At 58.5% G+C, this 23,261-nt stretch carries 27 protein-coding genes; 13 read left to right on the top strand and 14 right to left on the bottom strand.

The annotated features are described in order from the left end of the window. Positions 1–151 precede the first annotated feature (151 nt). Positions 152–955: a septal ring lytic transglycosylase RlpA family protein gene (locus tag ROO76_16815; protein ID MDT8069826.1), complete on the top strand. Its 804-nt coding sequence runs from the start codon at positions 152–154 to the stop codon at positions 953–955. 66 nt (positions 956–1,021) lie between these two features. Here ROO76_16815 and ROO76_16810 read toward each other — a convergent pair whose 3' ends face one another. Next, a complete protein-coding gene (locus tag ROO76_16810) occupies positions 1,022–1,804 on the bottom strand; it encodes a glycosyltransferase family 2 protein (protein MDT8069825.1) in 783 nt (260 codons plus the stop codon). A gap of 256 nt (positions 1,805–2,060) precedes the next feature. Next, positions 2,061–3,044, bottom strand: coding sequence for a response regulator (locus ROO76_16805; protein ID MDT8069824.1), 984 nt, complete (start codon positions 3,042–3,044; stop codon positions 2,061–2,063). A gap of 282 nt (positions 3,045–3,326) precedes the next feature. Between ROO76_16805 and ROO76_16800 the strand changes: the two genes are divergently transcribed. Beyond that, positions 3,327–4,166: a DUF169 domain-containing protein gene (locus ROO76_16800; protein ID MDT8069823.1), complete on the top strand. Its 840-nt coding sequence runs from the start codon at positions 3,327–3,329 to the stop codon at positions 4,164–4,166. Positions 4,167–4,622: 456 nt separating this feature from the next. Here the strand turns inward: ROO76_16800 and ROO76_16795 are convergent, their stop codons facing one another. Continuing rightward, entirely contained in the window at positions 4,623–5,462 is an 840-nt protein-coding gene (locus tag ROO76_16795; GenBank protein MDT8069822.1) for a hypothetical protein, read from the bottom strand. Between the two features lie 216 nt (positions 5,463–5,678). On the opposite strand from ROO76_16795, the gene ROO76_16790 reads away from it, so the two are divergent. The 3 genes from ROO76_16790 to ROO76_16780 all read left to right on the top strand — a co-directional run bounded on the left by ROO76_16790 (position 5,679) and on the right by ROO76_16780 (position 8,227). Then, a complete protein-coding gene (locus tag ROO76_16790; GenBank protein ID MDT8069821.1) occupies positions 5,679–6,191 on the top strand; it encodes a DinB family protein in 513 nt (170 codons plus the stop codon). Positions 6,192–6,418: 227 nt separating this feature from the next. Beyond that, positions 6,419–6,970 (top strand): TrmH family RNA methyltransferase, encoded by a 552-nt coding sequence (locus ROO76_16785; GenBank protein MDT8069820.1) that lies wholly within the window; start codon positions 6,419–6,421, stop codon positions 6,968–6,970. 228 nt (positions 6,971–7,198) lie between these two features. Then, the gene (locus ROO76_16780; GenBank protein ID MDT8069819.1) at positions 7,199–8,227 is read left to right on the top strand and encodes a DNRLRE domain-containing protein; all 1,029 of its coding nucleotides are present in this window, start codon (positions 7,199–7,201) and stop codon (positions 8,225–8,227) included. 256 nt (positions 8,228–8,483) lie between these two features. Here ROO76_16780 and ROO76_16775 read toward each other — a convergent pair whose 3' ends face one another. Further along, the gene (locus ROO76_16775) at positions 8,484–8,777 is read right to left on the bottom strand and encodes a hypothetical protein (GenBank protein MDT8069818.1); all 294 of its coding nucleotides are present in this window, start codon (positions 8,775–8,777) and stop codon (positions 8,484–8,486) included. 159 nt (positions 8,778–8,936) lie between these two features. Between ROO76_16775 and ROO76_16770 the strand changes: the two genes are divergently transcribed. The 5 genes from ROO76_16770 (at position 8,937) to ROO76_16750 (ending at position 12,513) form a co-directional block, all read left to right on the top strand. Beyond that, complete coding sequence (locus ROO76_16770) at positions 8,937–9,200, top strand: hypothetical protein (GenBank protein ID MDT8069817.1); 264 nt, start codon at positions 8,937–8,939, stop codon at positions 9,198–9,200. A gap of 643 nt (positions 9,201–9,843) precedes the next feature. Beyond that, positions 9,844–10,146 (top strand): DciA family protein, encoded by a 303-nt coding sequence (locus ROO76_16765; protein MDT8069816.1) that lies wholly within the window; start codon positions 9,844–9,846, stop codon positions 10,144–10,146. Beyond that, a complete protein-coding gene (gene gatC, locus ROO76_16760; protein ID MDT8069815.1) occupies positions 10,143–10,472 on the top strand; it encodes an Asp-tRNA(Asn)/Glu-tRNA(Gln) amidotransferase subunit GatC in 330 nt (109 codons plus the stop codon). Before ROO76_16765 ends, gatC begins: the two co-directional genes overlap by 4 nt. After that, positions 10,469–11,908, top strand: coding sequence for an Asp-tRNA(Asn)/Glu-tRNA(Gln) amidotransferase subunit GatA (gatA, locus tag ROO76_16755; GenBank protein MDT8069814.1), 1,440 nt, complete (start codon positions 10,469–10,471; stop codon positions 11,906–11,908). The genes gatC and gatA overlap by 4 nt, the downstream gene beginning before the upstream one ends. Before the next feature lie 182 nt (positions 11,909–12,090). After that, complete coding sequence (locus ROO76_16750) at positions 12,091–12,513, top strand: hypothetical protein (GenBank protein ID MDT8069813.1); 423 nt, start codon at positions 12,091–12,093, stop codon at positions 12,511–12,513. 121 nt (positions 12,514–12,634) lie between these two features. Here the strand turns inward: ROO76_16750 and ROO76_16745 are convergent, their stop codons facing one another. Next, positions 12,635–13,219, bottom strand: coding sequence for an FmdE family protein (locus ROO76_16745; GenBank protein MDT8069812.1), 585 nt, complete (start codon positions 13,217–13,219; stop codon positions 12,635–12,637). Beyond that, on the bottom strand, positions 13,216–13,890 hold the full coding sequence (locus ROO76_16740; GenBank protein ID MDT8069811.1) for a hypothetical protein: 675 nt from the start codon (positions 13,888–13,890) through the stop codon (positions 13,216–13,218). Before ROO76_16740 ends, ROO76_16745 begins: the two co-directional genes overlap by 4 nt. A 230-nt stretch (positions 13,891–14,120) precedes the next feature. Here ROO76_16740 and ROO76_16735 point away from each other — a divergent pair, with 230 nt between their 5' ends. Together ROO76_16735 and ROO76_16730 are read left to right on the top strand one after the other, a co-directional pair. Then, positions 14,121–14,648: a DUF2911 domain-containing protein gene (locus ROO76_16735; GenBank protein MDT8069810.1), complete on the top strand. Its 528-nt coding sequence runs from the start codon at positions 14,121–14,123 to the stop codon at positions 14,646–14,648. A gap of 225 nt (positions 14,649–14,873) precedes the next feature. After that, positions 14,874–16,049, top strand: a complete 1,176-nt coding sequence (locus ROO76_16730) for an HRDC domain-containing protein (protein MDT8069809.1) — start codon at positions 14,874–14,876, stop codon at positions 16,047–16,049. 84 nt (positions 16,050–16,133) lie between these two features. Here ROO76_16730 and ROO76_16725 read toward each other — a convergent pair whose 3' ends face one another. From ROO76_16725 to ROO76_16705, 5 genes are all read right to left on the bottom strand, one after another. Continuing rightward, positions 16,134–16,871: a DNA alkylation repair protein gene (locus tag ROO76_16725; protein MDT8069808.1), complete on the bottom strand. Its 738-nt coding sequence runs from the start codon at positions 16,869–16,871 to the stop codon at positions 16,134–16,136. Positions 16,872–16,937: 66 nt separating this feature from the next. After that, entirely contained in the window at positions 16,938–18,206 is a 1,269-nt protein-coding gene (locus ROO76_16720) for an MFS transporter (GenBank protein ID MDT8069807.1), read from the bottom strand. Positions 18,207–18,223: 17 nt separating this feature from the next. Continuing rightward, the gene (locus ROO76_16715) at positions 18,224–18,520 is read right to left on the bottom strand and encodes a DUF167 domain-containing protein (GenBank protein MDT8069806.1); all 297 of its coding nucleotides are present in this window, start codon (positions 18,518–18,520) and stop codon (positions 18,224–18,226) included. Then, on the bottom strand, positions 18,521–18,859 hold the full coding sequence (locus ROO76_16710) for a hypothetical protein (protein MDT8069805.1): 339 nt from the start codon (positions 18,857–18,859) through the stop codon (positions 18,521–18,523). Next, entirely contained in the window at positions 18,856–19,575 is a 720-nt protein-coding gene (locus ROO76_16705; GenBank protein ID MDT8069804.1) for a YggS family pyridoxal phosphate-dependent enzyme, read from the bottom strand. Before ROO76_16705 ends, ROO76_16710 begins: the two co-directional genes overlap by 4 nt. 240 nt (positions 19,576–19,815) lie before the next feature. Between ROO76_16705 and ROO76_16700 the strand changes: the two genes are divergently transcribed. Then, positions 19,816–20,901: a hypothetical protein gene (locus tag ROO76_16700; GenBank protein MDT8069803.1), complete on the top strand. Its 1,086-nt coding sequence runs from the start codon at positions 19,816–19,818 to the stop codon at positions 20,899–20,901. Positions 20,902–21,133: 232 nt separating this feature from the next. Here ROO76_16700 and ROO76_16695 read toward each other — a convergent pair whose 3' ends face one another. The 3 genes from ROO76_16695 to tsaD form a co-directional block, all read right to left on the bottom strand. Then, a complete protein-coding gene (locus tag ROO76_16695; GenBank protein MDT8069802.1) occupies positions 21,134–21,349 on the bottom strand; it encodes a hypothetical protein in 216 nt (71 codons plus the stop codon). Positions 21,350–21,422: 73 nt separating this feature from the next. Continuing rightward, a complete protein-coding gene (locus tag ROO76_16690) occupies positions 21,423–21,947 on the bottom strand; it encodes a hypothetical protein (GenBank protein ID MDT8069801.1) in 525 nt (174 codons plus the stop codon). Positions 21,948–22,077: 130 nt separating this feature from the next. Further along, positions 22,078–23,247 carry a tRNA (adenosine(37)-N6)-threonylcarbamoyltransferase complex transferase subunit TsaD gene (gene tsaD, locus ROO76_16685; protein ID MDT8069800.1) on the bottom strand — a complete coding sequence of 390 codons (1,170 nt, stop codon included), beginning with the start codon at positions 23,245–23,247 and terminating at the stop codon, positions 22,078–22,080. Between the last annotated feature and the right edge of the window lie 14 nt (positions 23,248–23,261).

Here is a 23,261-nt window from a genome sequence, read left to right as displayed (position 1 = left end):
TGCTCCTCGTTCTAAGGTTAATTCTCCGAATACCACCCCGTTGAACCCTTCCTCTCAGCCGAACATAATCGAAAGGCTCTCGATTTCCGTAATCTCTTTGGCGCGTTTAAGTTCATTCCGAACGTTTTGTCTTTCAGGCTTGGTGCCCCAGGTGAACGCGCCGCTTTCGCGCATTAACTTGGGTCTGTTCCGCATCCTCCCGGTTCTCGCGCTCCTTTCCCTCACCATCGCCTGCGGCAGCAAGCGCCCGGTGACGCGCACCGTCCCGCCGCCACCACCCGTTCAGCCGCAACCGCAAGAGCAACCGCCAACCACGGCAACCAGGCCGCCCGAGAAGAATTTTCCGTCAGCGAAGACTCCCGAACCCGAAAACCCGGAAGACGAGTTCGCCGAGTACCGGGACGCTAAGCCCATCTGGTCCCAGGTCGGATATGCCAGTTGGTACGGCCCTCCTTATCACAACCGTCGCGGCGCGAACGGCGAGATCTATAACGAGAACGCGATGACCGCCGCGCACCGCGAGCTCCCCATGGGCTCCATCGTGCGCGTCACGAATCTGAAGACCGGCTCGCACGCCATGCTGCGCATCACCGACCGCGGCCCCTTCATTGGCGATCGCATCATTGACCTTTCCCTCGCTGCCGCTAAGAAACTTGACGTTTGGCGCCCCGGCATCGCCAAGGTTCGCATCGACGTCCTCTACGCTCCCGCCGACATCGAGTCCGGTGGCCGCTGGTGTGTCCAGGTCGGCGCCTTTGCCGACGAGGATGCCGCGATTCACCTCAAGTCCAGCCTTCAGCGGCGCTATCACACCGCGAAAGTCCTCGAGTTCGCCGGCCCTACCGGCTACTGGGTCCGCGTCCGCGTCAAGGACGACGACAAGTCCCGCGCCGAAGAAGTCGCGAAGATCATCAATGTCGACGAAGGCGGCGTTTTCCTCGTCCGCCTCGACTAGTCACTCTTTATTTTTGCTTTTGCGAATTGCGAATTAGGCGTGGCCCCGTTACATCCGGCGCCCGATCTACCTTACCAATCTCTCCACAGGCGCCCCTGCCGGTTCCGCCGCATAGCTGGCCTTCTCATATCTTCCTGAGATGTCGTACCACCTCACGCGGAGCAACTCCATCGCCATCTTCACGCCATCAACCACCGGGTTGATCTTCGACCGGTCATCGTGCGCCCAGCCCACCGGAACCTCGACCGTCTTCAAGTGGAACTTCCTCGCCAGATATAGGATCTCCGGATCGAATCCCCAGCGCTCGATCTGTTGCCGCGGAAAGATCACCTCCGCCGCCCGCCGCGTGAACGCCTTGAACCCGCACTGCGTGTCCTTATACTTCAATCCAAGAATCATCCGCAGCACTAAATTAAAAAGCCTTCCCAGCACTTGCCGATGCAGCGGTTGTCTCTCCGTCTGCAACTCTCTCTGTAGCCATCGCGACCCCAAAGCGACGTCGGCGCCCTCATCCAGCGCCGCAAACAGCTTCTCTGATTCTTCAATCGGCGACGACAAATCCGCGTCCGTGAACAGCAACCGCTCCCCCGAGGCATGCAGCATTCCATTTCGTACGCTGTAGCCCTTGCCACGATTCCCGGGATTCTCGATCAACCGGATCGCCGCATATCGCCTCTCGAACAATCGCGCGATCTCCGCCGTGTCGTCCCGCGATCCGTCATTCACTACCAGGATCTCTGCCTGCCACCCTCGTTGCTGCACAAACGCCAGTATCTTCTCCAGCGACGCGCCTAGCCGGGCGCTCTCGTTGTAGGCGGGAACAACTATGCTGTGTGTGAATTGAGCCATCGAGCAGTTTAGAGTCGCCTCATTGTAGTGTAGTTGTAACACTCACGCGAATTCACGCCCGAGCGAACCCGCGAGGGGTACTATCCTGGCCTCTTGCCCCCGGACGGAGCCTTTTCCTTCGCTTTTGCAAATCGCGAATAGCTTTGCTTTTGCGGATGTCCGAATTACCAATGGTGGGCAGCTCTGGTTTTTGCGGTTGGAGGATTGCCGATCGGCGTTTCTTTCTTTTGCTAATTGCTATAGCTAATGCTTCTTCTCACGCCGCCCGAACCCGTCGCTCCATCATCGCAAAGAACTCTTCCACCAGGGTTGGGTCCCAGAAGCCCTCTTTCGCTTCCTGGACCATTACCTTGTAGGAGTCCTCATGCGTACGCGCCGGCTTGTACGGACGCTCCGTCCGTAGCGCATCGTAAACGTCGACCACCTGCAGAATCCGCGCCAGCAGAGGAATTTCCTCTCCGGCGAGTCCATCGGGATAGCCGCTACCGTCCCAGTGCTCATGATGGTGACGGATGATTGGCAGAACCAAACGCAGCGACCGTAACGGCCGGCAGATGTTCTCCCCAATTTCCGGATGCTGCCGCATCAACTCCCATTCTTCCGCGGTCAGCTGCCCATGCTTCTTTAAGATCGCATCCGGAATTGCCACCTTCCCCAAATCGTGCAGGAACCCCCCGCGCTTGAGCGCGACTATCTCGTCTTCATCCAGGTGAAGATGCTCTCCCAATTTCCCCGCGTACTGTGCCAGCCGCTCGCAGTGACCCTCCGTGTACGGATCGCGCGACTCAACGCTTCGGCCGAGCGTGCACAGCACCGCTTCGGCCTTATCCAGTTCGTCGGTGTAATCCTTCAATTTCAGCAGTGACCGAACGCGCGCAAACAGCTCTTCCGGAAAAATGGGCTTATTGAGAAAATCATCGGCCCCAACCTCAATGCCGCGGATCTTGTCCTCGCGATCGCTCAGGCCCGTGATCATAATCACCGGGATCAGCCGCGTCTCTTCATTCGTCTTCCACTCGCGGCAAAGCTCGTACCCGCTCTTCCCCGGCATCACCACGTCCAGCAGCACCAGGTCCGGCGGATTCGACTTCATCGCCATCTCCGCCTCGTGCGCGTTCAACGCGATAACAACGTCATAACCGTGCGCGCCCAGTAACTCGCGCATCAGGAATGTATTGTCCCGGTTATCATCAACCACGAGAATCCGCGCTGTACGGCGTTGGACAGGGATATCTGGCATCACCGATGTGTGAATCCCCTTCGCCAATTATGGTTGCTTTCGTTTTTTCCGATCTTCGCCACGACCGCTTCTCCTATTTCCGAAACGTAACTCTGGCCATGTACTCATCAGTAAATCGCGAGGTCCCCACAGCGGCACCCCGTTTCCCACGTCCCCTGGTGCCCCTATCCTGCCGCAGTTAGAAAATGTGGGTTCTTTCTCGTTCGAAATCCGTTTTTCTCTCACACCTCCTCGTGACAACCGTCCTCGTCCTCATCCCGACCGTTGGACTAACTTGGCCGCATGAGAACCAACCTCGTCGAAGCCCTTGGCCTTGAAAGTCACCCTGTCGCCCTCATATGGGCCGATACGGCGCCCGAAGGCGCTCTGCAATTCAAGCCCGGACGCTGGGGCTGTGTTATGTCCCTTATTGCCACCGTGGCGAAGAAAGGTCGCGTCGGCGTCTTCGATCGCCAGACCTACGGCTGCTGGGGTGGAGGCGTCGGCCTCGGCTTTGGAAACTGCTACGAAACCTTCCCCGGCGGCCTTGACGGCTTCTGCGGATTCCTCGCCAACGGTAACGACAGCACCGAAGACGGCTGCCGCATCGGCCAACAGGTCGCACAATGGGATCGCCGCCTCTCCGACGACTTCCTCCAGGGCGAACGCTATCTCAAAAGCTCCGACGTCACCCGCCGATTCCTCGACACTCTCCCGATGCGCGACATCCCCACGCACTGCGTCGTCTTCAAGCCGCTCGGCCTCGCCGATCCCGAGAAGGACGACATCAAGAGCGTCACATTCTTTGTTGACTCAGACCAGCTCTCGGCTCTCGTCATTCTCGCCAACTATCTCGAACCCCAACTCGAAAACGTTTCCGTGCCATGGGCCGCCGCCTGCCAGGTGATCGGCATCTTCGGCTACCGCGAACTCGAGCGCGACCATCCGCGCGCCCTCATCGGACTTACCGACATCTCCGCTCGTCTGAACACACGCGCGTCCCTGGGCGCGAACGCTATGTCGTTCACTATCCCATGGCCTTTATTCTTGAAATTGGATCAGAACGTGGACGGCAGTTTCTTCCAGCGCCGAACGTGGCACGAACTCCGCAAACTAAACAGCCAAAAGAAAATAGCTAGGTAGTTCTCTTCGGACTACCTAGCTAGCCAGGGAAGAGTTCAGTACAGTCTCGCCGCGCACACACGCGGTAGGATCGCCTCTGACCCCAGAGTGCCTCCACCCCGAGACACGCAGCCACTGCATCGAGCAGTTAACGCCTGAGCCGTTCGGCGCGCTCTGGCCGCACGACCATTTCCTTCTCTGGATCGTTGGGCCACTGGCAATCCTGCAATCGCCGACCGCCCAATCCGGCTCAAATCCAGGAGGACTCTCTTCCTCAGCAATTCGCACCCTAGCACCAGGCATGTCGAATTGCTGTGACACTCCCGAACTCTATCTCCATTGCCATCAACAGAATTGAATCCGCCCAAAGACTTGGCGCAACTTGTCGTAACACCACGCTCCCTTAGGACACTCACGAACAGAAAGCCCGTCCGAGCGTTCTCGGACGGGCTTTCCTCTCTATCCAGCTCGCTCTTATCAGCGATACGCACTTCCCGCCGAAGCGATCTGGTCGAACGACACATTCGCGGGAATGTTGTACTTCGACATGATCTCCCGCATCTTGCGCTCGTTCTTATCGACGTCGTCCATATCTTTCTTCCGGCGCGCGTCCACCCAGTCGTGATACGCCTCGTCGAATTCCTTCTGGTCCTTCGACGAAAGGCGCTCCGCACCCGGCCCGTAAGCATACCCATCCCGCCCGTACGCGTAGCCATAGGGCGCCGCCCCGTTGGCTCCCGGCCCGTACGCATTCGTCGCGATCGCCGCGAACGGAGTACTCGACGGAATGTTGTATCGCGCCATGATGTCCTGCATTTCGCGTGCGTGCTTGTTGATGTCGTCGCGATCGTTCTTCCGCTGCGCATCCATCCACTTCTCGTATTCCTTGTCGAACTTCTGCTGATCGTCGGCCGAGAGTCGAACTCCAACCTGGCCGGAATACGGATACGCTGCGCCGTTCGGATAAGCACCATCCGGATTATTCGGATACGCGCCAGCGGGGGCGCCATAACCCGCGTACCCCGGAACCGCGTTCGTCGCGATCTGGTCGAACCCGACGCCTATCGGAATCCTGTACCGCGTCATAAGGTCCTGCATGTGACGCGCATTCTTCGCGATGTCGTCCTGGTCGCCTTTTCGCGTCGCATCCACCCACTTTGAGTAATAGTCGTCGAACTTCTGCTGGTCGCTCGACGACAGCACCCCATGCCAGTTCTGCTGCCCGTAGTAGCCGTTCTGTTGGGCCTCAGTCTTTTGCGGAACTCCCACCAGCATCAGCGCCATCAATGCCGTAGCCATTGCAATTAAATACTTCATGTTCCCTCCCAAGTGGCGCAATTCATTCACATTTACCTTGGATGGAGGCTTTATTCCCCAGGATTACCGCAATCCAGCAGCAGCGATGCGGTACATCGTCGCGTATTTCACAGATGTGGGTAGCCCCTGCTCCAGGCCCGACCTTCCCTTCTCGCCTCAGCGTCCTCTGGATTGATGTTTTCGGTTACACTGTTACGCGCTTTACAGGAGAAGAGAATGAAGAAGACGATTTTCGCAGCCCTGTTTCTTTCCGGCTGCGCATGTGCCTGGGCCCAGAACCCCGTCTCCGACGCCCTGCGCAACGACCTGCCGCGCGTCGAAAAGAAGACCGTCGCCGCCGGCGAAGAGATGCCCGCTGACAAGTACGGATTCAAACCCACCGAAGCCCAGGTCCCCTTTGGACACTGGCTCGCCCACGCCACCGGCGCCAACTATTTCTTCTGCTCGAGATTGACCGGCGGAACTGCCCCCGAAGCCGGCGTAAAGGAAACCGATCCCAAGGACAAACTCGTCGACGCGCTGAAGAAATCGTTCGAGTACTGCACCGCGCAGCTTCCCAAACTCCAGGACAGCCAACTCGGCGAAGAAGTCACCATGTTCGGCGGCCGCAAGATGACCAAGGGTGCCGCCGTCCTCGACCTCAGTGCCGACTGGGCAGACCACTACGCCCAAATGGCAACCTACCTCCGCCTCAACGGCCTGCTCCCCCCAACCGCCAAAAAGAAGTAGCGAATGCCCGCAACCGGGTGCCCCGTCCAAGCTCGCTTGGGCGGGGTCGTTGTTTTGGCTGGTTTCCTTCCGTGCTGGGTGCCCGGTCCTTTCCCGTTTTTGGAAAGGGCCGGTTGACCACGAACTTTCCTCTCAGTGGCCGCTTGGTGCTGGTGCCCCACATCTGCGCGCTTTTCGCAGATGTGGGTCTTTCCGTCCGCCGGGTGATATTTTGTTCCTGTCCACCCATGCGTACCCAGAACACCACCACCGTCTTCCGCGAACGCCTCAACTCACCTCTCGCCGCCTACGCAGGCCTCCGACTCCCCGCCGCCGTTCTTCTCGACAACGTTCGCAGCATGTACAACGTCGGCGCATTCTTCCGTGTCGCCGACGGCGTCGGCCTCCAAAAACTCTGTCTCGGCGGAATCACCGCGCACCCGCCCAAGAACGCCATCACCAAAACTGCTCTCGGCGCCGAGCAAACCGTCCCCTGGGAACACGACTGGGATGCCATCAAAATTCTGAGTGATCTCCGCCGCCGCGGCTTCGAAATCGCCGCCATCGAAACCAGCCCACAGGCACTCGATCTCTACGACTGGCAACCGCGCTTCCCTATCTGCGTTGCTTTCGGAAACGAAGTCGAAGGCCTGCGCCCCGAACTGCTCGCCCTCGCCGACACCCACGTCCGAATCCCAATGCTCGGCCAGAAAAGCTCGCTCAACGTCGCCACCGCCGGCGGCGTCGTCCTCTACGAACTCCTCCGCAAATACCGCACCCTGCGCACGACTGCCGAGTGACACTCTTCACCCCCACTTTTGTTGTAGTTATTCAGCTGTGGCCCGAACCCTGTTGTGCGCCGCCGCGATCCCAATTCGCCGTGTCATAACACATCCTAAGACTCTGAATCCCGAGTACTTTTCAGGTCACATCCATTTCATCTGCGTTTCATTTGACCGTGAATGTTTAGCCGGGATATTCCTTCGCTCCTCGGCAGCAGCGCCGACCCAATCCTTCAAGGAGCAAATATGACCATCAGCAGATGGCCTTTACGGCTTGCGACTTTGGCGTTCGCACTCTCCAGTGTCGTTGTACTGGCGCAAGCGCCGCCCGCAGCGGACTCTTTTGTGTCCGTCGCAAAAAACAAGGCCAACTATGGCGGCAACTCTTCACTTGTAGTGCAGGCGGGGGGTGGCGGCACAGCTTTCGTGCGCTTCGATCTCTCCTCGCTTCCAAGCGGCGTCGATCCCGGCCAACTCAATAAGTCCACGCTTCGGCTATTTGTCTCCGGGGTAACCGGCACCGGAACCTTCGACGTCTACCTCATTGATGGCGCATGGGATGAAAACACCATCACGTTTAACAACACGCCGCCCCTTGGTTCCAGCGTTGCCTTAAACGTTCCGGTATCGGCAGGCGCTTACAACAATTTCATTGAAGTCGACGTCACTCCAGCGCTTAAGGCATGGCTTGATGGTACCCAGCAGAACTATGGCTTGGCCCTCGTACCTAGCCCCTTATCGTCGATTTCCGTCGCCTTCGACAGCAAAGAGGCCACAAACACAAGTCACGAGCCGCAACTCATCAACAGCTTTAATGGCCCAGCCGGACCGCAGGGACCAGCCGGACCCACAGGCGCACAAGGTCCTGCCGGACCTCAAGGTCCGCAGGGACTACAGGGCCCCATCGGACCAGTCGGACCGCAAGGTCCGAGTGGAATCAGCCACGCATGGGTTAGCAATGGCACCACGGTCAACATTAATAGCGGTTTCACGACCGTCGCTTCTCTTTCTCTTCCTGCAGGTACCTACCTGTTATTCGGGAAAACTTACGTAGAAAACGACGACACCAGCGCACATTCGGCCAGCTGCGATCTGGCTGGCGATACCTCGGCTGCCGTCGGAATTGGCCCCACCAGTTCGGTGACTCTACCGTCGCAAGCTTACATAACCTTGACTTCTCCTGGTACCGTAACCTTGGACTGTTGGATGACCGGCAGCAATGGCGTTGCCGGTTATGCAGTTTTGACGGCTATTGCAGTGGACCAAATCAACTGATCGTGAACTCACGGCAACCCGGGTAAAGGCTTGTACTTTCGCACTGTGGCGAAACGTAGATATCTTGCCTTCAGGACTGCGATATACGAGGCTACCCTGTAAACCTGTGCGATCGACCATCCGTCCAGATACCCTGGATAAAATGGTCGGTCGCACCTTATATTTCGCCTCACGGTTCGGACACATTGTGGGCGCGCAGCTCCGACGCCCATGCGACAGCGCTGCAGCAGCACCATCGGCTAAAAGGAAGATGTTCCTATTCCGGCTCTGTCCCTCTTTGCAGCCGAACGAGCAGCAAGGTAATCGTCGCCCACGTCACAAAATTAACAATCACGATCACCAGACACAGCGGCCAGAACCCGACAATATCTATCAGCGGCACAAATCCGACCACCGCGGATCCCGGCAGCAACAGGAACATCCCCGATAGCAGGAATGCGATGTCCCCATGAACATTCGAAAAACCTGCTATTGCAAAGCCGACCAACTGAAAGCTGCCGAATACCAACCACCATCGCTTGCCCATCCACGTACTCAACCGTGGGTTCATCGTGAAACTCTAGCGCGATACAGTGAACTCAGGAAGCGAATCGTTCGCGCCCGAATCCGAGCATCGCCCAAATCGCCCGCCAAAGGGGTCGCCGGATAAGCCGAGTGCCCAATCCATATTTGTGCTCTCGACCTTAATCGAACTTCAACGTGGTTGCGGGTGTTCGACGTAAAGCTCGCTGTCCCCATCAAGTTCAACGAGCGCGTCAAACTGGAACCCTCGATCAATGTGTACAACCTCTTCAACTTCGCCAATTTCGCGAACTCGCCGAATACTCTGGTCAGTGGCATTCTGAGCGGAGACGCGGGAGCGGCGAACGGAACCACCTATGGCGATCAGGCTAACCGGGCAGGTCTGGGCAGCGGCGTATTCCAGTTAGGTGCGCCACGCCAGATGGAGTTCGGATTACGGTTAACCTTCTAAACTGCTTCTTCTTTTCCGGGCAGAGCTTCGGCTCTGCCCCTTTTTTGTTCCCGTTTTGGAACTCCCCAGAAATTTCCCCATCCCCAGCCACCAACACTCTTGATCCCACGATTTATAATAGTTCTGGACACAGTGTGTCGAGCGGCGCCCCCAGCGGGCGCCGCAGGTTTTCCTGCTCTACCCTTCTCGCGGGTGTTGGTGCCCCACATCTGCCGCAGTCAGCAGATGCGGATCGCGTCGCCTTTGCGCGATAAAGCGCAGGGCTTTTCGCTCTTTCACAATCCGACTTCGTTATCAGGGCACGCTTGATGCCCACATCTGCCGCAGTCAGCAGATCTGGGCTTCTCAACACTGAGGTTGTCTCTCTGTTCGATCTTCGACACCTGTTGCACTTCCCCTTGCTTTGTCTTTCGGCGAACGTAGAACCGACAACGGAGAACCAGCACGGAATTCCCAACCTAAATTCCTGAAAACAAAGAAATTCCTGGTATTTTTAGATTCAAGATCTTTGTTTTCATACACCTCCGGTTGAAATTTCCGCAACTCGCTGAAAACAGGTGAAGCGAAAAATAGGGGGTGGGTTTTCCCGGCACCGGGCGCCGGGCACGGTACCCGTTACAATAGAACTCCCTCGGAGAACCTCATGGAACTCGCGCGCGGAACGCTGCAGAAGATCGTCGCGGAAATGCTCGCGCACGTTCCGCCTGAGCAGGCGCCCGTCGTTGCCTGGCAGTTCATCTGCGGCAAGACCGTCGCCGACCGTACCGAAGCCCTCGCCTTCGCCGACGGGGTGCTCCACGTCGAGGTACCCGACGCCACCTGGCGCGCCCAGCTCGCCGGCCTTATGCCGCACTACCTCAAGCTCCTCAGCGACTACACCGGACAGAAGGTCGAACGCCTCGATTTCGTCCTCGCAAAAGAAAAAGGAAAATCAGCAATTCGATGAAAGTATCGGAAAAAGACGTTCTCTACGTTGCCGAACTCGCGAACCTCGAGCTCACCGACGCCGAACGACAGCGCATGTTGAAGGACCTCAACTCCATCCTCGACTACATCGACATGCTCAGCCAGCTCGACACCAAAGACGTTCCTCCGATGACGCAAGTCACGACCACGCGCGAAGGAACCTCTCAGTTCGACTACGCGATGCGCTCCGACGAAGTGAAGCCTTCTCTTACGCACGAGCAGGCCATGATGAACGCTCCCGACACCGACGGAACCTACTTCAAGGTCCCCAAAGTCATCGACAAGAGCGGAGAGGCGACCGAATGAACATCGAGCCTCTCACCATCGACTTCGTTCGCGACCTCATCCTGCGTAAGGAAACCACCGCAACGGCGCTCGTCGAGCACTTCTACCGCAAGATCGAATCTGACGACCCGAAGATCCACGCTTTCCTGACCTTGACCCGCGAGCGCGCACTGGCGAAAGCCGCCGAGATCGAGGCGATCGCCGATCGCGGCGACGAACTTCCGCCTCTCGCCGGAGTTCCTGTCGCGATCAAGGACGTCCTGATGACCCGCGAAGTCACGACCACCGCGGGTTCGCGGATACTGGAGAACTTCATCGCTCCCTACGATGCAACTGCGGTAGCGAAGCTGGAGGCCGCTGGCGCGATCATCCTCGGCAAGCTCAACTGCGACGAGTTCGCCATGGGTTCCTCGAACGAGAACTCCGGTTACGGACCAGTCCACAATCCACGCGATCTCTCCCGCGTTCCCGGAGGTTCTTCCGGAGGTTCTGCCGCCGCAGTCGCCGCCAACATGGCAGTCGCGACTCTCGGTTCCGATACCGGAGGTTCCATTCGCCAGCCCGCAGCGTTCTGCGGCGTTGTCGGACTGATGCCGACCTACGGACGCGTCTCGCGCTATGGCCTCATTGCCTTTGCCTCCTCGCTCGATCACGTTGGTCCGTTAACCAAGACGGTGAAGGACGCCGCGACCGTCCTGCAGGTCATCGCCGGACGCGACGAGCGTGACTCGACCTCCGCGAACGTTCCCGTCAGCGACTACGTCTCCGAGATCGGCCGCGACGCGAAACGCTTGCGCATCGGTATTCCCGACGAATACTTCCCGCCGGAACTCGACCCCGAAGTGAACGCAGCGGTGCAGAGGACGATTGACGATCTTCGAGCCGCAGGCTGCGAGATCAAGCGCATCTCGCTTCCGCACACCAGGTACGCGATTCCGACTTACTACATCGTCGCGACCGCCGAAGCCTCGGCGAATCTCGCCCGCTTCGACGGCGTTCGCTACGCCTTCCGAGCCAAAGGCACTGCAACGCTTGCCGAAATGTACCGCAAGACTCGCGACCGCGGCTTCGGACCGGAAGTGAAACGCCGGATCATGCTCGGCACTTACGCGCTAAGCGCCGGCTATTACGACGCCTATTACCTGAAAGCGCAGCAGGTTCGAACGCTGCTCGCACGGGACTTCCAGCAGGCCTTTGCCGAAGTCGACGCCATCGTCACGCCCACAACCCCAACTCCAGCATTCAAGCTGGGCGAGAAGATCGACGATCCCGTTTCGATGTACCTCGCCGACATCTTCACTGTCACGGCCGATCTCGTTGGTATTCCCGGAATCTCCGTTCCCTGCGGCGTAACGAAGCAAGGCTTGCCGATCGGCGCGCAGATTCTCGGCAAGCACTTCGACGAAGGAACGATTCTGCGTCTAGGACACGTTGTCGAACACGAAAGAGCGAGGTGATTTGCTCGGTAAAAGCACCGATAGCCAAACCCACCCTCTTGGCGTAATTCTTTCGCCACGCGGAGGGACATGTCCCGCCCTGGCGCACGAAGTAACTGGCGGTCATCCAGGTACTTAGGGTTTAATAGGCATTCGGTGGCCGAAATGCACTGTACACTGTCGTTGTTCGGAGAGGCTCAAGAATGGATTTAAGGACAGGGTTGGCAATCACAGCAGTTGTCGTGGGATTGGGAGCGAGTTCCGTGGCAATGAATCACGGCCGCGATCGCAATCGCGACCACGGACTGTTCCATCGCGCTGTGTGGCATCAGGACAAAGACCTGGGCAAGAAAACAGGCTGGAACGATGGCGCCTTGCCGCCCGGAAAAGCGAAGAGCGAAAGCAAGATGTGGCAGAAGGAGCACAAGCGCGAGGCGAAAACTCATCAGAAGGAGATGAAAGAACGCCAGCGCGAGGCTCGTGCGTACCGTCATTACAGCCACCCGGCGATAACTCACAGGCAACCGAAGCCGCCAGTGAACGCGCAGAAGAAGGCTGGCCTCGCCGGCGTACTCGAAGCAAAGCGCGCGAACCAGCAGCATCGGCAGGAAGTTCAACACAAATAGATTTTGTTTGCGCAAACGGGGCTCTCCGCGAGGAGGGCCTTTCGTTTTGCGCGATTCGCGAAACGCCTTCCCAGTTCGCTACTCGCGAACCGAACACCCACAGCCAAACTGATCAGAATGGTTACTTGATTGGCGTGTAGTAGCGTTCACCTGCGCACGCTCGACATAGCGTTCTTCCGTTGCGTACAACTTCGCGCCGGAAGGCAATTCCCTCACCGCAATCTGCGCAGACCACGCGCTCGCCCTTGTAGCCTGGGAACTCGTGCTCGGGAAGTTCCACGCGGACCCACTCGTGCGTAAACAACTGCTCGTCGGTCATTTCTCGGTACGCGAGCATCTGCTGCTGATTCTTGTTCGCGAGTTCCGGATGCAGTTCGCGCGCCAGAGCTTTCGACGACTCGCGGGCAGCGATACGAACCGCTTTGCCGGACTGCACGTCGACGAAAGTCGCCGCCATTTTTCCCCAGTCGCGAAACTTCAGCGCGCGCTTTCCCAGTCGGCATCCGGTCACCAGCGATACGGCATCGGTTGCGCAGCGGTCGATCTCGACAAAGGTGACGGTGCGTTTTCGGTCGGCGCCATGTGGGTCCTGAATTCCTAAAAGGTTCAGCCCGTGCATGGCAAGACGCACCCCTAGCACCTGTCCGGCGCAGAGATGTCCGTGGGCTTTTGCGGCCTCCTGCAGGTACTCGTCGAGCGACTTCATTGTTCCTTGCTGGACTCCTCTTCCCCGGCCGGCAGTACAGCGACGCTGCGATCCGGGAGTGTGAACGTGAGTTTCTGTGCGTTTTTGGGGTTGAATGTTACCTTCGCCGGGTTGCGTTCCCAGGTGGGCACATCGCACTCCGAATCACGATGCGGGCCGTTGGTTGCGGCAGCGAGTTCTCGCCGCAAAATCGGCTTCTTGCGCCCGATCGCGGTTACAACCGCGAAAACCTTGGTGGCGTTTTCATTGATGCCGCAGTAGGCAGCGTAGTCGCGATACCAGGCGACATCGGAATAGAACGGATCGAACTCGGGCAACACGAGTTGTGTCACGCGACCGGTCGAACGGTCAACCAGAAGCCAGCCACCGAGTTGCCACAGCCACTTCGGTGGTTTGCGCGGCTCCGTGGGCAGGCCATCGTTGATCCGAAAAGCACGCCGCACCACGAATAGCCTGTCGGTGACGTCATGAGGATCGCCGGTTGTGAACTCTCTCAACTTCGTATCGACGAACAAGGAGCGGATGTTGATCTCGACCGTGTGATTTTCGCTCGGTCCGAGGAAGAGCTTCACCTGCATTGGCTTCCCGAAGGTGATTACGTGCGGCTTGGATGCAGCAAAGGCGAACGACGAAAGGAAGAGAGCAACGACGAATACGACGGGGCTGCGCATGGTTCTAGCCTAAGCACGTTTTCCGTTGGGCGCAACTGCTCGAACATGGTCTGGGCCCATAATGGGAAATCTTTGGTACGGCAGGGAGATTAGGATCACGGAATCGAGGTCACTGTGCGCTCCACTCCACCAAGCGAGGCCGCATTTCGGTATGGAAAGTCGAGTCGCGGACGGAGTATTCTGTCTCACGCTTCAGTTCTACTCCTTGTCCCCCGGGGGAATACAGAAAGATGCGTCGACTATTTCTTTTCACTGTTTTGATCTGTTCGCTTTCACTCGCAAACATCGCATTCGCGGGAGACTCGAAGTCCTCTCCGCCAAGCGAACAGGTCACAAGTTGCAACTTCGACAACGGCAACCAGGTTGCGGTTCGGTATCTGCCCGTGACCGCCAAGAAATCAGAAGGATTCGGTCGATCGGTTCGCTACGGAACGGTTTGGACTCCGGATAACCAGGCGATGGTGATGTTCAACAGCGGGCCAACGGCGATCGAAAACAAGGATCTCGCGGCCGGTGCGTACACGCTTTACCTGATGCCGAACAAGAATGACTGGACACTGATCGTCTCCAAGGAGACCGATACGAAGACCAAGTACGACGCATCGAAGGACGTCGCGCGCATTCCGATGGATATTGGCGACCTGCCGTCAACGCATAATACGTTCGAGGTTTTTCTCGGCAAGACCGGTCCGAACCGTTGCAGCTTACGAATTTATTGGCAGGACAAGGGCGCCTTCGCAACGATCGACGGCAAGTAAAACCACAAATTGGGCGTTGAGGCCACGGCTGCGGCCACAGGTTCCTCGACGCCCACGATGCTCCTATTTCGATTTTGATGTGTGCTCAGGGTAGACACCCACAGAGAGCCGCCTCGCAAGATCCAGAAAACAAAGGCAGTTCGGGCAGTAGCTGGTTCTCTGATTTCTGCCGAAATTTCTCTTCACTGCGATAAGTGGCGGACGCGTTTACAATGAACCTTCCTCATGGAGAAATCGAGCCCACCTTATGTCGATTCGCCAGCCAAGCTGGCCAAACTTGTCGACGAACTTCGCCCCTGCAAGCAAATCGGTATCGATACGGAGTTCATCTCGGAAGGCCGTTACGAGCCGCATCTTTGTTTGCTGCAACTCGCGGCTGATTCGCGCGTCTGGATAGTCGATCCGCTCGCAGTTGCGAATCTGACGGAGCTTTGGACGGTACTCACTGAACCCGATTGCGAACTCGTCGCCGTCGCTGCGCGCCAGGAAATCAAGTTCGTGGAGAAAGGCGCTGGCAGGCCTCCCGCGAAGATCCTGGACCTGCAGATCGCGGCGGGGCTTGTCGGTTACGGATATCCGCTCAGCCACACCAATCTCGTTCTGCGCATTCTTGGCGAGAAAATTCACGGCGGAGAAAGCTTTACCGACTGGCGAAAACGTCCTCTGACTCCGGTGCAACTGAAATATGCCGCCGACGACGTTCGTTACCTGCTCGCCATGCGGGAGAAGCTGCTCGCGCGCGCCGATAAGATGCATCGGCGGTCGTGGGTTGAAGCCGAATGCGAAAGACTCGTCCGCGACGTTCTGCGCGAAGAGGAGCGCTGGCGTGTCTCCGGAAGCGCGCGGCTGAGCCGGCGTCAACTCGCGGTACTGCGCGAGCTGTGGCGCTGGCGCGATCGCAGCGCGCGGAATATGAACCTGCCTGCGAATCGTGTTCTCGGCGACAGCATGTTGGTGGAGGTAGCGAAACGATCGCCCAAGACTTCGGAGGACTTGTTCGCTCTGCGCGGGCTCGATCGCAAGGTGTTGCGCGAGGCCGAAAACCATATACTCGAAGCCGTCAATGCCGCGCTGCAACTTCCCGATTCACAACTTCCCGGACACATACGGCGAGACGATCCGCCGCAGGTCAGCGTCCTCACAAAACTGTTATCGGTCGCCGCAAACGGTCTCGCGGCAGAACACCAGGTCGATACGGCTTTACTTGCCACGACTGCCGATCTGCAAGATCTGGTTCGCTGGAAGCTCGATGCCGACGGAGCAGGCGATGCCGCACTGCTGGAAGGCTGGCGGGGGGAGATTCTGCGCGAGCCGCTCTTGGGAATCCTCGAAGGAAAGCGATGCGTGAGGGTCGGCGACCTCGCCGAAGACAATCCACTCAGTTTCGAGCCCTGCGAATAAGCCGTTGTTGGTCGCTGGCGACTAATGCTGTCCGTTGGTCCATAACACAAGAAGGTCTTTGCTTGCCAGATCAGGCACGTAGATTCAGCAAGCAGCGGCGCGCTTGGAGTCGCTCAATATCTCCGCTCTGAGTTCGTTCGGAAGAGTTTCACAGGCGGTTCGCAGAACCAGCCTAGGAGCCTTTGTGCGAATCGAACGCAATAAGGGCAACGCGCGTTCGCGATCGTATTTCGCATGCTCGCGCAGCAGCCAGCCGAGCCCTTTCTGCACCATGAGATCGTCGTCTCCGAGCAGAGCCGCTGTCACTACTTTGGTTTCACGCGCAAACATTTGTTTGCGGACGCCGCGGATGAGCGAGACGGCCGAGGCTCTCCGATGCCAAGTGTCTTTGGCCTTGGTCCAGCGCAGCGCATGCGCGGTTCGCTTCGGTTCGGCGACCATGAGCGGCCCGATCAGGTAGCTGACGAGTCCGTCGTGGTCCGCCCAAGTGCTCACGCGATCAAGCCATCCGACCAGCCGCCTGAAGTGTGCTTCGGTGAGTTCGGCGACTTTGTCCTCCAGCATCAGCACGGCGAGGACTTTCTCTTCGAGGACCTTGTCACGAAACAGGTCGTCGCAGACATCGAAGAGGTAGGCGATTCCCGCGTCGTTCGCAATTGTTCGGCTGAAGCGCCGCGCAAGTTTGCGCAACTCGTGCGTGTACCAGCCGCGCGACTGGACCTCGTTCTTGAAGAAGTGCTCGACCTCGGCGGTGTGGGGCGCGGACGCTCCATTCTTCAGAACGGTGCGCAGATGGTTCGCAATGTATCGGACGGGCTTCATCGACCCATTTTGACGCTTGGTCGCAGTGGCAGCCGTGACGCAAGTCTCAACCGCCACGTACGTGCTTTATGCTGTTTCCGCCTTCGGCCGGAGCAGACGATCGTAGATCCAGAGCAGGACAGCCGTAAGCACGCCGACTCCACTGACCACCCACCACATGCCGGCGGGCTGATGGCGAACTTCGCCGAAGTAATGCAGGAGCGTCCCGCCGAACCAACCGCCAATCAGCGACCCGATGCCGATGGGAAGGAAGGCGAAACCCATATAGGTTCCCTGCTGTCCAGAGGGCGCGAGCCGAGAGATGTACTCGTAGTAGCGCGGCGACTGAATGATCTCGCCTAACGCAATCCCGGCAAGCGTCGCAACCACCATTGGCACGCTGGGGAAGAAAACCAGGATGAGCCACGCCAGTGCGGAAACCAAAGTTCCCAGCGTGATGGCGCTCATTGCCGGAATTTTCCGAGTTGCCAGATTAATCGCAACCGTCAGTGCGATGACGAGTATCGGTCCGGTCGCCAGCAGCCGCTCGGTATCGGCTGTGGGCTTGATGTAACGAACAACATAGAGCGGCAGCGTGATGAACTCCTGCCAGTAAACGATCCAGTAGCCGGTGAAGATGAGCAGGAACCCCATGAACTTCGGGTTTGAAAGTACTGCCCCAAAGTTGCGGGCGGTTTGTGCGAGGCTGGTGACCTGGACCTCACCGGTCTTGCGGGGCTCCTTGAAGAGCAAGAGTACGGCGAAGAACATCACGGCGACGCTGAGTGCCGCCACGCGGAACACGTTCTCGACGCTCATGGTCGAATGTACCCAGGAAGCGACGAGCGGCCCGGCGGCACCGCCGATGTTCACCAGCGTGTAGTAGATTGCGTATCCCACCGAGCGAACTTTTTCGTTCGATGCTCGGGCTGTCGTGCCCACGACCGAAGGCTTCACCAGCGCGATGCCAAGGGCCGGAAGCATCAGCACGAAAACCACGAGCGCGGTCAGTGGTACGACGTTGCGCACCGGCATGATCCACGGTGCCTTCAGCGAGCCGAGCAGGAAGTACGAAATGGAAAGGATCAGGTAGGCGACTGAGAGTGCCCGGCGAAAACCCAGGCGGTCGGCAACCGCGCCGCCGAACGCAGCCATGAACCACACCAATCCGCCGAAAAGGCCGGCGAGGCTGCTGGCCTCCGACGCGGGATATCGGAGCGCCTCGTTCAAGTATCGTGCGAGGGAGGCAAACGCGGCGTAGTAGGAAAGGCGTTCAAAAAGCTCGGTGACGTTCGCGACCCAGAACGGCCGCTCAAAACCGGTTCTAATTTCGTACAAGCGCTTGGAAAAGCTCAAAGGCACTCTCCTGTGGCTCAACCGATTGCCGCGCGCAGGCGTTGTTCGATCTGGCTGGCGCACATGCCGGCAATCCTCACGACTTTGTTTCTGCTGGATTCGCCGCTCGCTATGGTAACGGAGGAGCGCGGGACCTTCAAAAGATTTGCAAGGAAATCGACGCAGGCCTCGTTGGCTTTGCCCCCGACCGGCGGCGCGGTGAGCGCGATCTTCAGCGCGTCGCCCATTTCTCCTGCAACGGCGTTACGGCTGGCACGGGGCTGCACCCGAACGGCGAAGGTCGCGCCCTTGTCGCTGTCGCGGATGGGAATCACTCAGTTGCCTCGGAAGGAAAACAGCAACTCGGCCACGACGACAACCGCCGTCACGAAGAACGATGGCCGGTGAACCAGATGCGAGAACTGGCTCCATCCGACCGAAGCAACGAGAACCGCAAGCAGGATGTTGCCGGCGATCGAGGCTGTTACTGACATTCCCTTCCCGCCGCCGAGGCGCACCACGTTCAGCAAACCACCTTCGATGAGGGCGGCGCCACCGGCAAAGCCCCAGACGGCGCCCACAGGAAATCGACGAATGGAGATCCAGGCAGCTCCGCAATGCAGAACGCCCAGCAGGATCATGATCCAGGCAAAAACGATATCGACTTTTCTCAAGCGTAGTTCCTTGCTCCGAAGATTGCGGTACCGATCCGCACGCAGGTGGAGCCTTCCTCTATTGCGACTTCGAAATCGTGCGACATACCCATCGAGAGTTCATCCATGGTAATTGCGGTCAGGCGTCGCGCGGCAATCTTGTCGCGGAGTTCACGGAGCGCCTTGAAGTACGGGCGAACCTTCTCGGGATCCTCAATGTTGGGAGGAACCGTCATCAGGCCGCGAATCTTGACCGCCGAAAGGCGCGGTGCCGCGAGTAGGATATCGTTCAGAACCGCAAAATCTGGCGGCAGGCCGGGCTTTTGCTCTTCGCCGCCTATGTTGATTTCCAACAGCACCGGCAGAATTTTGCCCAGGCGCTGTGCCGTCAGATTCAAGCGCTCGAGGACGTTCAGGGAATCAACAGAATCCACCGCGTCGAACAACTCTGCCGCAGCGTTCGTCTTGTTCGACTGCAGGTGACCGATGAGGTGGAAACTAGCGTCGCCCTGGTTGGGACGAAGCTCGGTGAGTTGGGCCGACTTTTCCTGGAACTCCTGCACGCGATTCTCGCCGAACAGGCGCTGGCCGGCGTCGTAAGCGGCACGGATGGCATCGACCGGTTGCGTCTTACTGACGGCCATCAGCGCGATACCGTTCGGGTCGCGCCCGCTCCGACGCGCCGCTGCCTCGATCCGCTCACGGACTGCGGCGAGGTTTTCGGCAACCTGGCTCATAGGTTCCAAGGAAGAACGCTTAATCATTATCACAGCGAGGGCAAATGCGCTTCGAGAATTTCCCAGGCACGAAGTCGGGTCGTCGAGTAGTCAACCTCATCGAGAAGCGTGTTAAGGCGTCCGCTGGATTGTAAGAATTGCCGAAGAATTTACTCTGGTAGTGTAATGCTGTCCTCCCCTGCTGCCTCGCCTGATCGCATTTCCACGTTCGCCCGTGTTGCGGCGCTTATCTGCGCGATTATGTTTGCCCTACCAGGCACGAGCGGGACACCCGCAGACGTGCTGGCAGTGCCCACCCACGACGCGGCGAAAGCCACTTATGAACTCAGCGCCGGACTTGATGGCGAAATCTACCCTGTTTTCGCGAACTACGCAGCCTTGCAGAATCCGGCGCGGCGCAAGTGGGGGACGGTGTCCGTAAAGGTGACGAACTCGTCGTCGCAAGTCCTCCGTAACCGCCTCGCGGTTCAGATTCCCGGTTGGAGCGACCCGGAAATCCAGGCAATCCAACTTGGCGCGGGTGAGTCGCAGACCTACATGTTCGCGCCCACGCTTCTCCGGCGAGCGTTCCGGAACCACGAGATCGCGGCGGCTACAGCGACGATGACCGCAACGGGTTCCAATGGCCAGGTAGTCGACCAGGAAACCCTGCCGGTACGTCTCCGATCTGTGGATGATCTCTACTGGGGACGTGACTTCGAGTACGCCTCCTTCATCGCGTCCTGGGTAACGCCGCACGATCCTATCGTCGAGCAACTACTCGCCCGCGCGAAGGAGTACATGCCGGGCCGGCGGCTCCCGGGGTACGAGTCGTCTAACCCAGCGGTGCAGGACCGTTTGACCGTACAGCAGGCGAGTGCGATCTATCGCGCTATGCAGGAGCAGGGTGTCAGCTACGTAAAGAGTTCGATGACCTTGGGCGGGCACGAAGAGTTCAGCGAACGCATCCGAATGCCCGCCGAGTCCATCGACCGCTCGTCGGCAAATTGCATTGACGGCGTGGTGACCTACGCGGCTATGTTCGAGAACCTCGGAATGGAGCCGGTGATTGTGCTGGTTCCTGGACACGCTTACGTCGGGATCCGCCTGGCACCCGGCAAGGACCGCTACTTGTATATCGAGACCTCGCTTACGGGTCGAGTCAGTTTCGCGCTCTCGGTGAAGTCAGCCCGCCAAAGTATGGCCAAGTTCCAGCCGTCCGACTTTTTCCGGATCGACATCCGGCAGGCACGAGTGGACGGTATCTACCCGATGCCCAGCTTCGAGCATCAGCCCGCCGCGCCCGTCCTCGACGCCAGCCGAAACCTGGGGCGAAACGGAACGTAGGAATGGCAAAACGGCAAAAGGAAGAACGGCAGAACCGCCGTGGATCGTGAATCGCCGGTCCCAGGTTCTACGATCCACAATCCACGAACCACGAGCCACTATCCACGCTTTTCAGCTTTGCCGTTTTCGGCAGGACTCCTGCTGTAATTGCAACTTGACATGGGCCGCCGGGGGTTCGAAAATACCGCTCACTCCAGTCTGCGGAGTGAAAACTGCGCAAGAACGTATGTCTTCAATTCAGTTCGAGCTGTCCAACACTTCCCCGAGCAAACCCATGAATCAGCAGTGTAGGCACCCACGCGTCCAGATTGTGTCTCGCGACGAAGACTCCGAATTCGTCGAATGCCTCGATTGCCGCGAGGTCTTTGAATCCAGTGAATTCAAGGACATGGCGATCGAGGAAAAACAAGACACAGACGACGAAGCCTGATTCCGACTGTTGGCGCATGAATTCCCTCCTCCCGTGTCGCGGGAATAGTGTGTCTGCCTAGTTGGAATCTCTGGTACGGCTTTCTTGAGGGTCAGCGACAGGGTGGTTCCGCAAACAGCAGCTCTATCGTGGAGCCGTCAATTCGGAGTTGACGCAGGTCCGCACCTACTCCGAGCAAATCGTCGGGATGGATGAGCAGGTCATTTCCCTGGACATCAACACTGCGCGCTTTTGGTTTCAGGTAGTCGCTCAGCGTCTTCCCGAAAAGGCTCATCATGTTCTTCTCTCCATTCCCGTTCTTCTTTATGTGCTTCGCATGAATCCTGACGACGCCGTCGCTGGTCACGTCGACCGGACCATCTATGGAGACCGATTTTCCATCCTTCTGACCGGTAATGTTCAGCCCGCCGTCTTTCGAGGGCGTTACCACGACGTTCTTGAAGTCCGAGTGAACCGCCGTGAGGCGCTGGTTAATCAGCCGACTGAGAGACTGGGTAGTTATGCTGATGCGATTGCCTCTACGCGTAAAGGCGTGCCGGTTGCAGGTTGGCAGGTTTTCAGCAGAAAGCGGTAACAGCAAGCAGAGAAGTGTGAATACAACGAGCCCGGAGCGCATGATCCCTCGATATAGCCTTATCGATATAGATGCGTTCTTGAGAACAGTGAGTGTTCCTCCTGGTCGGTAGGCTTCGATGGCGGCTGTTGTGAGTTCTTGCCGTCGTTGCGGCGCCAGCGTTTCGTACCTCTCACCGGAGGGGCAGGCTCGCTTCAGCCGAGAGGTGCTCGTCGGCGAAGTCGCGCGCCAGCCACTTGGAGTATGCCGCGGCGGCGATCATGGCGGCGTTATCGGTTGAGAGGGGACGCGAAGGGAAATAGACCTTGATGCCTGCGTCTGCGGCTTCCGCTTCAAACGTGTAGCGCAGTTCGCTGTTAGCAGCCACTCCGCCAGTGACGAGCAGGGTTGCGACCTCGTGATCCCGGGCCGCGGTGAGAGTTTTCCCGACGAGGTCTTCCACCATCGCACGCTGAAAAGAAGCTACAAGGTCGAGGGTCGTGCGATCACAGAGGTGAAGGTAGTCATCGAGCGTCGCCTTGGGAATGTGCAGCAGGGCCCGCCGCCGCTGCTCGATGGCGTCGGCCATGTGGTGCGTCTCCGTGTATCGCAAGACTGCCGTTTTAATTCCACTGTAGGAAAAGTCGCACCGCGGGAAGTCCGTTCCGCTGGGCTTCTCTCCTTTTGCTTTCAGCTTCGCCGTCTCGTTCCGGTCGCGATGCTTGATCTGCACCAGCCCAAACTTCACCGCCGTTGGGTCGCCGTGCCTGGCGAGGCGGTCTATGATCGGGCCGCCCGGGTATCCCAACCCGAGCAGCTTGGCTACTTTGTCGAAAGCCTCGCCAGCGGCGTCGTCGCGCGTGTGCCCTATGTTCTCGTATTTCCAACCTTCACCGACGCGCCCTGCCAGGTAAAGATGCGTGTGTCCGCCGGATACCACGAGCGAGAGTACCGGGAAATCAAGCGTGTGATTTCCTGCCTGCTTCTGTTCGAGCAGAACCGCGTGGATGTGCCCTTCAATGTGATTCACCGCGATGAGCGGCTTATCGAGAGCGAATGCCATCGCTTTTGCATAGCTGACGCCAACAAGCAACGCTCCGGCCAGCCCCGGGCCGCGCGTGACCGCGATTGCATCGATCTCCTCGGGCCTCTTGCCCGCCTCCTGCAAGGCCTGGCGGACCACCGGAACGATATTCCGCAGGTGCTCGCGCGAGGCAAGCTCCGGGACAACCCCGCCGTAAGGCTTATGAGTCGCGATCTGCGAAGCAACGACGTTCGAGATCAGTTCCTCGCCGCCGCGCACTACGGCAGCTGAAGTTTCGTCGCAGGAACTCTCGATAGCAAGGATGTAGGGCGTAGACATTTCAGGCTCACATT

The sequence above is a fragment of the Terriglobia bacterium genome (assembly GCA_032252755.1).
Taxonomy (GTDB): domain Bacteria; phylum Acidobacteriota; class Terriglobia; order Terriglobales; family Acidobacteriaceae; genus JAVUPY01.
This window is presented reverse-complemented; position numbering and strand designations above follow the sequence as displayed.

What these genes read in the sequence shown, in the direction of transcription:
- ROO76_16790 (MDT8069821.1), top strand. Translation starts at nt 5,679, where the DNA reads ATGAAGAAGACGATTTTCGCAGCCCTGTTTCTTTCCGGCTGCGCATGT.
- ROO76_16730 (MDT8069809.1), top strand. Translation starts at nt 14,874, where the DNA reads ATGGAGAAATCGAGCCCACCTTATGTCGATTCGCCAGCCAAGCTGGCC.
- ROO76_16705 (MDT8069804.1), bottom strand. Translation starts at nt 19,575, where the DNA reads ATGAGCCAGGTTGCCGAAAACCTCGCCGCAGTCCGTGAGCGGATCGAG.
- ROO76_16805 (MDT8069824.1), bottom strand. Translation starts at nt 3,044, where the DNA reads ATGCCAGATATCCCTGTCCAACGCCGTACAGCGCGGATTCTCGTGGTT.
- ROO76_16785 (MDT8069820.1), top strand. Translation starts at nt 6,419, where the DNA reads ATGCGTACCCAGAACACCACCACCGTCTTCCGCGAACGCCTCAACTCA.
- ROO76_16750 (MDT8069813.1), top strand. Translation starts at nt 12,091, where the DNA reads ATGGATTTAAGGACAGGGTTGGCAATCACAGCAGTTGTCGTGGGATTG.
- ROO76_16745 (MDT8069812.1), bottom strand. Translation starts at nt 13,219, where the DNA reads ATGAAGTCGCTCGACGAGTACCTGCAGGAGGCCGCAAAAGCCCACGGA.
- gatA (MDT8069814.1), top strand. Translation starts at nt 10,469, where the DNA reads ATGAACATCGAGCCTCTCACCATCGACTTCGTTCGCGACCTCATCCTG.
- ROO76_16690 (MDT8069801.1), bottom strand. Translation starts at nt 21,947, where the DNA reads ATGCGCTCCGGGCTCGTTGTATTCACACTTCTCTGCTTGCTGTTACCG.
- ROO76_16780 (MDT8069819.1), top strand. Translation starts at nt 7,199, where the DNA reads ATGACCATCAGCAGATGGCCTTTACGGCTTGCGACTTTGGCGTTCGCA.
- ROO76_16725 (MDT8069808.1), bottom strand. Translation starts at nt 16,871, where the DNA reads ATGAAGCCCGTCCGATACATTGCGAACCATCTGCGCACCGTTCTGAAG.
- tsaD (MDT8069800.1), bottom strand. Translation starts at nt 23,247, where the DNA reads ATGTCTACGCCCTACATCCTTGCTATCGAGAGTTCCTGCGACGAAACT.
- ROO76_16695 (MDT8069802.1), bottom strand. Translation starts at nt 21,349, where the DNA reads ATGCGCCAACAGTCGGAATCAGGCTTCGTCGTCTGTGTCTTGTTTTTC.
- ROO76_16700 (MDT8069803.1), top strand. Translation starts at nt 19,816, where the DNA reads ATGTTTGCCCTACCAGGCACGAGCGGGACACCCGCAGACGTGCTGGCA.
- ROO76_16740 (MDT8069811.1), bottom strand. Translation starts at nt 13,890, where the DNA reads ATGCGCAGCCCCGTCGTATTCGTCGTTGCTCTCTTCCTTTCGTCGTTC.
- ROO76_16810 (MDT8069825.1), bottom strand. Translation starts at nt 1,804, where the DNA reads ATGGCTCAATTCACACACAGCATAGTTGTTCCCGCCTACAACGAGAGC.
- ROO76_16795 (MDT8069822.1), bottom strand. Translation starts at nt 5,462, where the DNA reads ATGAAGTATTTAATTGCAATGGCTACGGCATTGATGGCGCTGATGCTG.
- ROO76_16765 (MDT8069816.1), top strand. Translation starts at nt 9,844, where the DNA reads ATGGAACTCGCGCGCGGAACGCTGCAGAAGATCGTCGCGGAAATGCTC.
- ROO76_16735 (MDT8069810.1), top strand. Translation starts at nt 14,121, where the DNA reads ATGCGTCGACTATTTCTTTTCACTGTTTTGATCTGTTCGCTTTCACTC.
- gatC (MDT8069815.1), top strand. Translation starts at nt 10,143, where the DNA reads ATGAAAGTATCGGAAAAAGACGTTCTCTACGTTGCCGAACTCGCGAAC.
- ROO76_16775 (MDT8069818.1), bottom strand. Translation starts at nt 8,777, where the DNA reads ATGAACCCACGGTTGAGTACGTGGATGGGCAAGCGATGGTGGTTGGTA.
- ROO76_16800 (MDT8069823.1), top strand. Translation starts at nt 3,327, where the DNA reads ATGAGAACCAACCTCGTCGAAGCCCTTGGCCTTGAAAGTCACCCTGTC.